Genomic DNA, 7070 nt, shown 5'->3' on the forward strand with positions numbered 1-7070 from the left:
TGACCAGTTTTAAAATGAGTTATTTCGACCACGAACCTGTTGGTAAATTAGTCACTCGTTCAGTTTCAGATATAGAAGCCATTGCTAGGATCTTCAGTCAAGGTTTATTTATGATAATAAGTGATTTTCTTAAAATGGTAGTTGTACTAGTATTTATGCTAGTTATGAACTGGAAACTGACCATGATAATCGTTGGTGCCATGCCAATATTAATTTATGTAACCAGAGTATTTCAGAAAAAAATGCAACTCGCTTTTGAAGAAGTAAGAAACCAAATTGCAAATATGAATACGTTTGTGCAAGAACGAGTTACTGGAATGAAAATCGTACAACTATTTACTAGAGAAGACATTGAGTTCGAGAAATTTAAAGAAATAAACAACAAACATCGAAAAGCTTGGATAAAAAACGTTTGGTATAACTCCATATTTTTCCCATTTGCTGATATCATTTCATCATTAACTTTAAGCGCCATAATCTGGTACGGAGGAATAAGTATCATAGATGGAGACAATTTAACAACTGTTGGGCAATTATTTGCTTACACAATGTATATTGCGATATTTTTTACGCCATTGCGTCAAATTGCAGATAAATTTAATGAGATGCAAATGGGCATGATCGCCGCCAATCGTGTTTTTGAAGTTCTAGATACACAAAGTCACATTCAAGATAAAGGAGAGAAAATAGCACCCAATTTTGAAGGAGAAATAAAATTTGATAAAGTAACTTTTGGTTATAAACCAGATGAAGATGTTCTAAAAAGCGTTAATTTTTCTGTAAATAAAGGCGAAACTATTGCTATTGTTGGTGCTACTGGAGCAGGAAAATCAACTATAATTAACTTACTAAATCGTTTTTACGAAATAAAATCGGGAGTAATTTCTATTGATGGCGAAGATATTACGAGTTATACTTTAGACAGTTTGCGAACACAAATTGCGGTAGTTTTGCAAGATGTTTTCCTTTTTGCAGATACTATTTATAATAATATTACACTACATAATCCAGCAATTTCTAGAGAAGAAGTTTTGGCTGCAGCCAAAGAAATTGGCGCACACAAATTTATTATGAGTTTGCCAGGAGGATATGATTATAATGTAAAAGAGCGTGGCAATATGTTATCGTCAGGACAGCGGCAACTCATTGCTTTTTTGCGTGCTTATGTAAGCAAACCAAGTATTTTAATTCTTGACGAAGCAACTTCGTCTATTGATGTTTACTTGGAAGAATTAATACAAAAAGCAACTGAAACGTTGACTAAAAGCAGAACATCAATTGTAATTGCACATAGATTGGCAACTGTTATTAATGCTGATAAAATTGTAGTTTTAGATAAAGGGATTGTCGTTGAAGAAGGAACACACAACCAACTTTTACTAAAAGAAAATGGTTTTTATAAACGCTTATATGATTCTCAATTTGTGACTCATGAAGAAGAAATTTAGTAGAAACAAAAAAGCCACGAAATCAGATTTCGTGGCTTTTTTTATACATTAAATTCCAAACTATTTTTTGTTTAGTGCTTCAGACATTTCATTTGAAATTGACGAGCGTTCCATTTTAAGTTTTCCTGACATCGTTTCTATAACAACAGTTGTTTCAGCTAGTTCAGCAACTTTACCGTGTAAACCACTTTTTGTTACTATTTTGTCTCCAACTTTTAATGATGCTTCAAATTCTTTTTCTTTTTTCGCTTTCGCTTGTTGCGGTCTAATCATAAAGAAATAGATTACAACAAACATTAAAAGAAAAGGTAAAAACTGTGTTAATTGTGCCATAATAATTTATTTTTTTGCAGGAATGTTTTTTTCTGCTTTTGGATTAATATTTACTTTAAATCTAAGTATTTCACTACCTAATTCGGTATTTGTTCTCAATGTTATTGTTTTGTTTTGATGTCCAATTTTTCCTTCAGAATTGAAAATGATTTTTATCTCGCCACTTTCTCCTCTTTTCACTGGAGTTTTTGTCCATTCTGGAACAGTACAACCACAACTTGCTTGAGCGTGAATGATTATTAAATCATTTTTCCCAATATTTTTGAATTTATAAACATGTTCTACCTTATCACCTTGTGTAATATCTCCGAAATCAAAATCTACATTATCTATTTCAATTTTTGAATACTCTTCTGGTTTCATGATTTTTTTGGGCACAACAGCCATCTGATCTGCTTGATCTTGTGCTTGAACCATATTTTTGTCATCTAACTTGAATGTAGCAGTTCCTTCTTCTTTTTTGCATGACACAGTCGATACTAATGATATGACTGCAATAAGTGTCATTAAATTTTTAATCATAAATTCTATTTTTACATTAAACCTCGTCCAACTTTTTTTAATTTGCCATTGACTTCAAATTCTTTTGCAATTGTATCCAAAATTCCGTTAATAAAAACACTACTTTTTGGTGTAGAATATTCTTTAACAATTTCTAAGTATTCGTTTATAGTAACTTTTACTGGAATTGAAGGGAATTTTAAAAATTCGCAAATAGCCATTTTTAATACAATTGTATCAATTTCGGCAATACGATCTGCTTCCCAATTAGGTGTTTTATCAGCAAATTCCTTAGCTAATTCCTGATCGTTAAGTAGTACCTTTCTAAAAAGATTACTCACAAACTCTTTGTCTTCAGTATCATTATATAATTTTGGAACAAAGAAGTTTCCGTTTTCAGTATTTTGAATAGCTTTCAATTGCTTTAGAATTAAAGTATTCACTAACGGAATATCATCTATCCAAGTTAGCTTATGATCTTCAAGATACTCGTAAAGCTTAACATTTGGTGCAATTATTTCAGTGAAAACTGAAGCAATAAAATCTCGATCTTCATCAAAATTAGATTTAGGATTGCTCATATAATCCTGATACAAATCACTTTCTTTGATGGCTTGTAATAATATTATAATGTAATCGTCGTTAAGTTTCCAGTTGTTTATTTTTCTGTCTTCAAGAGCATTCAATAAAGATTTATTCTCAGAGAGAATATGCAATATTTTATTGTTTACAAACTTAAGATTTGGATTTTTCTCTTCTTTTGTAACTAAGTGTTTGTTACGAGAAATTTCGATAAGTGCTTCCTCTTTTGCTTGAATTTCAATCAATGTAGAGACCATTATCAAATATAAATCTTGTACATTTTCGATACTTTGAAATAAGAATTTTTCTTCTTTTTCTAAATTATCGGACTTTGTTTGATGCATAGAATATAACGTTTGCATCACTTTTACTCGAATATGTCGTCTGTTTAACACTATGTAAGAACATTTAAAAAATTAATGAAGCGAAAGAAATTCTTTCGCTTCACAAAAGTACAATTATATTTATTACGCTACTATTTAGCGCTTTCTTTTTTTCTTAATTCGATACGATTTTGAGCAATTCTCATTGCTGCTTGGTGTGTCGTAATTTTATTTACATCTGCATAATCAAAAATTTCTAATGTAGTGTTGTAAATATTTTCGGTTCTACGCATAGATTCTGCCATATCATAACCTACAATTTCAGCATAAACATTGATTATACCACCAGCATTAATCAAAAAATCTGGAGCATAAGCAATTCCTCGTTCTTGCAAGATAGCTCCGTGAATGTTTTCGTTTGCTAACTGATTGTTTGCGGCTCCAGCAATAATTTTTGCTTTTATTTTATGAATTGTATTGTCATTTATAGTAGCCCCAAGTGCACAAGGTGCATAAATATCTACATCGGCACTGTATAAATCGTCACCATGATAAATTTTTGCTCCATATTTGTTCCCTATTTCTTCTAAACGAGCTTCATTAATATCTGAAATAATTACTTTCGCTCCTTCAGCAGTAAGATAATCTACCAGAGTTTCTCCAACATGACCTATTCCTTGTACCAAAACTTTTTTCCCTTCTAGGATATCTGAACCAAATTTATATTTAGCTGTAGCTTTCATTCCCATATAAACACCATAAGCAGTTACAGGAGATGGATTTCCTGAACCACCTTTTTCTATAGAAACACCAGTAACGTGTGGTGTTTGCAAACGAATTAAATCCATATCGCCTGTTGTAGTTCCTACATCTTCGGCAGTTATATATTTTCCGCTTAATGAATTTACATATTGACCAAATTTAGCAATCATTTCAGTAGTTTTATCTATTTTAGAATCTCCAATGATAACCGCTTTTCCGCCACCTAGATTTAATCCTGTAATAGCAGACTTAAAAGTCATACCACGTGACAAACGCAAAACATCGTTTAGTGCTTCCCATTCGTTTTCATATTTCCACATTCTAGTTCCACCAAGTGCTGGTCCTAAAACTGTATTATGTATACCAATTATTGCTTTCAAACCAGTATCTTTGTCATTGCAAAAAACAATTTGTTCGTGATTATCAAAAGACAATTGTCCAAAAACTGGATCAATTTTATGAAGTTCACTAGCTTTTATAGTTTCAGTAATCATAATGTATATTTTTTAAGTTTAAGGGCTGTTTTAAAAAAGTCGATGCAAAATTACTCTTTTAATTCAAAAATTCATAAAATTAGACCTAATTGTTAATAAAATATTATTAAATTCACAATCACATAATCACAGAAAATTCAAACAATTAACCGTTTTTAATGTAAATATTTGATTTTATATATAATTACCATCATAAAATGAAAGAACTTCTTTATTTAAATCCATATTTTGCAAAATATAAGTATCATTTTTTATTAGGTATTGTTGCAACAATAGCGGCACAAATATTCTCATTATATACACCTGATTTAATTGGAAATTCAATAACGGCTGTAGAAAATTATTTAAAATCTGATGCTGCAAATTCTGATTCTGTAAAGAAGTTATTACTAAACAATATCTTGTTTATATTAGTAACAACATTAATCGCGGCAGTTCTTACCTTTTTAATGCGTCAGACACTAATCGTAATGTCTAGACACATAGAGTTTGATTTAAAAAATGAGATTTTTAAACAATATGAAAATTTAACTCAAAATTTTTACAAACACAATAGAACTGGCGATTTAATGAATCGCATAAGTGAAGATGTGGGACGAGTTAGAATGTATGTTGGGCCTGCAGTAATGTACATTATAAATGCAGTTATTCGTTTTGCAATTGTTATTTACTATATGTATTGTGTATCACCTGAATTAACATTATACACACTTCTACCATTACCAATTTTAGCTTATTTAATTTTTAAATTAAGTACTGCAATTAATGTACGAAGTACTGTTTTTCAAGAAAATTTATCGAATTTATCTAGCTTTACCCAAGAAATATTTTCCGGTATTAGAGTAATAAAAGCCTATAGCATTGAAGACATAAAACAAACTGAATTCGAAATACTTTCGCAAGAAAGTAATGAAAAAAGCTTAAGACTAGCAAAAATACAAGCACTGTTTGGTCCGTTAATGCTTTTATTAATAGGCATAAGCAATCTTTTAGTTGTATTTTTAGGAGGCATGATGTATATAAATGGTAGCATCAAAGATATTGGAGATATTGCCAAATTTATTTTATATGTAAATATGCTAGTTTGGCCAGTGGCATCTATTGGATGGGTTTCTTCATTAGTACAAGAGGCAGAAGCATCTCAGAAACGTATTAATGAATTTTTGAAAATTGAACCTGAAATTAAAAATAGTAATTTCACGCCTATGACCTTCGAGGGAAATATAAAGTTTAATAATGTTTCACTTGTTTATGAGGACACTAATATTAGAGCATTAGATAACATTAGTTTTTCAGTAGATAAAGGAGAAACATTGGCAATTATTGGAAGAACTGGATCCGGAAAATCGACAATTTTATCCTTACTAAGTAGATTATACGATCCAACTTCTGGAAATATAACTATTGACGGTATAAAAATTCCAGAAGCAAACTTAAAAAATTTACGTAAAAGTATCGGATTTGTTCCTCAAGATGCTTTTCTTTTTTCGGACACAATACTAAATAATATTAAGTTTGGAAAAGAAAATGCAACTCATGACGAAGTGGTTTCTGCCGCAAAAAATGCTGTTGTTCATGATAACATTATCGATTTCAAAGACCAATACGAAACCATATTAGGAGAAAGAGGAATTACACTTTCTGGAGGACAAAAACAACGTGTTTCTATAGCCCGAGCTATTATTAGTAATCCTGAAATTTTGCTATTAGATGATTGCTTATCCGCAGTTGATACTGAAACGGAAGAAACAATATTGAATAATCTGGAGGTCATTTGCAGGGACAAAACAACCATAATTGTAAGCCATCGAGTATCTTCAGCAAAAAATGCAGATAAAATAATTATAATCGATGCTGGAAAAATTGTACAAGAAGGCACTCATAATCAATTAATAAACGAAGACGGTTATTACAAATCTTTATATTTAAAACAAATTGCTGAAAAAGAAATGTTATAATTGTTGTTTTGTTCTGATTTTTTTTACACTTTTGGGGTAACAAACAACTATTAAAAATTGATAGAATGAATAGGAATGAAAATGATATGTTAGAAAAAGAAGAGATTTTTTCTAAAGTATTACGCGCAGGAAGAAGAACTTATTTTTTTGATGTACGATCTACAAAGGCTGATGATTACTACATCACCATTACTGAAAGTAAAAAATTTACTGAAGAAGATGGTTCCTTTCACTTCAAAAAACATAAAATTTATTTATATAAAGAAGATTTTACCGCTTTTGCTGAAATCCTTGAAGAAATGACTTCTTATGTCTTAAATAACAAAGGAGAAGAAGTTATTTCAGAAAGACATCAAAAAGATTTCAAAAAAGAGTATCTTTCTGAAAAATCTGAAGAAGAAATTCCATCGACTGGAAGTTTTACTAACATAGATTTTGATGATATTTAACAAAAAATGTGTTTTAATAAACTAAAAATGATTTAAAATGAAAAGCAAAATATTAAAATTATCGATTATTTTTTCTCTTTTCTTTGTTTGTAATTTGACTTATGGTCAGGATAAAACAGCTGATTACAAATCTATCGAAATAACTGGTTTTGACAAAAGTGGAGAGCCAGAAATGAAATTTTATAATGATGGAAGAATCGAATTGGTTTTTAAAAAATGT

8 protein-coding genes are annotated in these 7070 nt (G+C 30.2%); 4 read left to right on the forward strand and 4 right to left on the reverse strand.

Annotation, left to right across the window (positions count from 1 at the left end):
- A partial coding sequence (locus tag ACHZC3_RS12145) for an ABC transporter ATP-binding protein (RefSeq protein ID WP_394760127.1) occupies positions 1-1448 on the forward strand: 1448 nt, incomplete at its 5' end.
- A 60-nt stretch (positions 1449-1508) separates the two neighbouring features.
- Here ACHZC3_RS12145 and yajC read toward each other — a convergent pair.
- From yajC to ACHZC3_RS12165, 4 genes are all read right to left on the reverse strand, one after another.
- Entirely contained in the window at positions 1509-1781 is a 273-nt protein-coding gene (gene yajC / locus ACHZC3_RS12150; RefSeq protein WP_394760129.1) for a preprotein translocase subunit YajC, read from the reverse strand.
- A gap of 6 nt (positions 1782-1787) precedes the next feature.
- Entirely contained in the window at positions 1788-2303 is a 516-nt protein-coding gene (locus ACHZC3_RS12155; protein ID WP_394760130.1) for a DUF1573 domain-containing protein, read from the reverse strand.
- An 11-nt stretch (positions 2304-2314) separates the two neighbouring features.
- Positions 2315-3226, reverse strand: a complete 912-nt coding sequence (gene nusB / locus ACHZC3_RS12160) for a transcription antitermination factor NusB (RefSeq protein WP_394760131.1) — start codon at positions 3224-3226, stop codon at positions 2315-2317.
- A gap of 113 nt (positions 3227-3339) precedes the next feature.
- Positions 3340-4443 carry a Glu/Leu/Phe/Val dehydrogenase gene (locus ACHZC3_RS12165; protein WP_394760132.1) on the reverse strand — a complete coding sequence of 368 codons (1104 nt, stop codon included), beginning with the start codon at positions 4441-4443 and terminating at the stop codon, positions 3340-3342.
- Positions 4444-4640: 197 nt separating this feature from the next.
- Here ACHZC3_RS12165 and ACHZC3_RS12170 point away from each other — a divergent pair, with 197 nt between their 5' ends.
- From ACHZC3_RS12170 to ACHZC3_RS12180, 3 genes are all read left to right on the forward strand, one after another.
- Positions 4641-6401: an ABC transporter ATP-binding protein gene (locus ACHZC3_RS12170; protein ID WP_394760133.1), complete on the forward strand. Its 1761-nt coding sequence runs from the start codon at positions 4641-4643 to the stop codon at positions 6399-6401.
- A 65-nt stretch (positions 6402-6466) separates the two neighbouring features.
- The gene (locus ACHZC3_RS12175; RefSeq protein ID WP_394760134.1) at positions 6467-6850 is read left to right on the forward strand and encodes a PUR family DNA/RNA-binding protein; all 384 of its coding nucleotides are present in this window, start codon (positions 6467-6469) and stop codon (positions 6848-6850) included.
- 37 nt (positions 6851-6887) lie between these two features.
- A partial coding sequence (locus tag ACHZC3_RS12180; RefSeq protein ID WP_394760136.1) for a hypothetical protein occupies positions 6888-7070 on the forward strand: 183 nt, incomplete at its 3' end.

The organism is Flavobacterium sp. (assembly GCF_043720215.1).
Classification (GTDB): domain Bacteria; phylum Bacteroidota; class Bacteroidia; order Flavobacteriales; family Flavobacteriaceae; genus Flavobacterium.

Excerpts from the sequence above, each read along its gene's own strand:
- yajC (WP_394760129.1), bottom strand. The coding sequence starts at position 1,781 with ATGGCACAATTAACACAGTTTTTACCTTTTCTTTTAATGTTTGTTGTA.
- ACHZC3_RS12155 (WP_394760130.1), bottom strand. The coding sequence starts at position 2,303 with ATGATTAAAAATTTAATGACACTTATTGCAGTCATATCATTAGTATCG.
- nusB (WP_394760131.1), bottom strand. The coding sequence starts at position 3,226 with ATGCAAACGTTATATTCTATGCATCAAACAAAGTCCGATAATTTAGAA.
- ACHZC3_RS12165 (WP_394760132.1), bottom strand. The coding sequence starts at position 4,443 with ATGATTACTGAAACTATAAAAGCTAGTGAACTTCATAAAATTGATCCA.
- ACHZC3_RS12170 (WP_394760133.1), top strand. The coding sequence starts at position 4,641 with ATGAAAGAACTTCTTTATTTAAATCCATATTTTGCAAAATATAAGTAT.
- ACHZC3_RS12175 (WP_394760134.1), top strand. The coding sequence starts at position 6,467 with ATGAATAGGAATGAAAATGATATGTTAGAAAAAGAAGAGATTTTTTCT.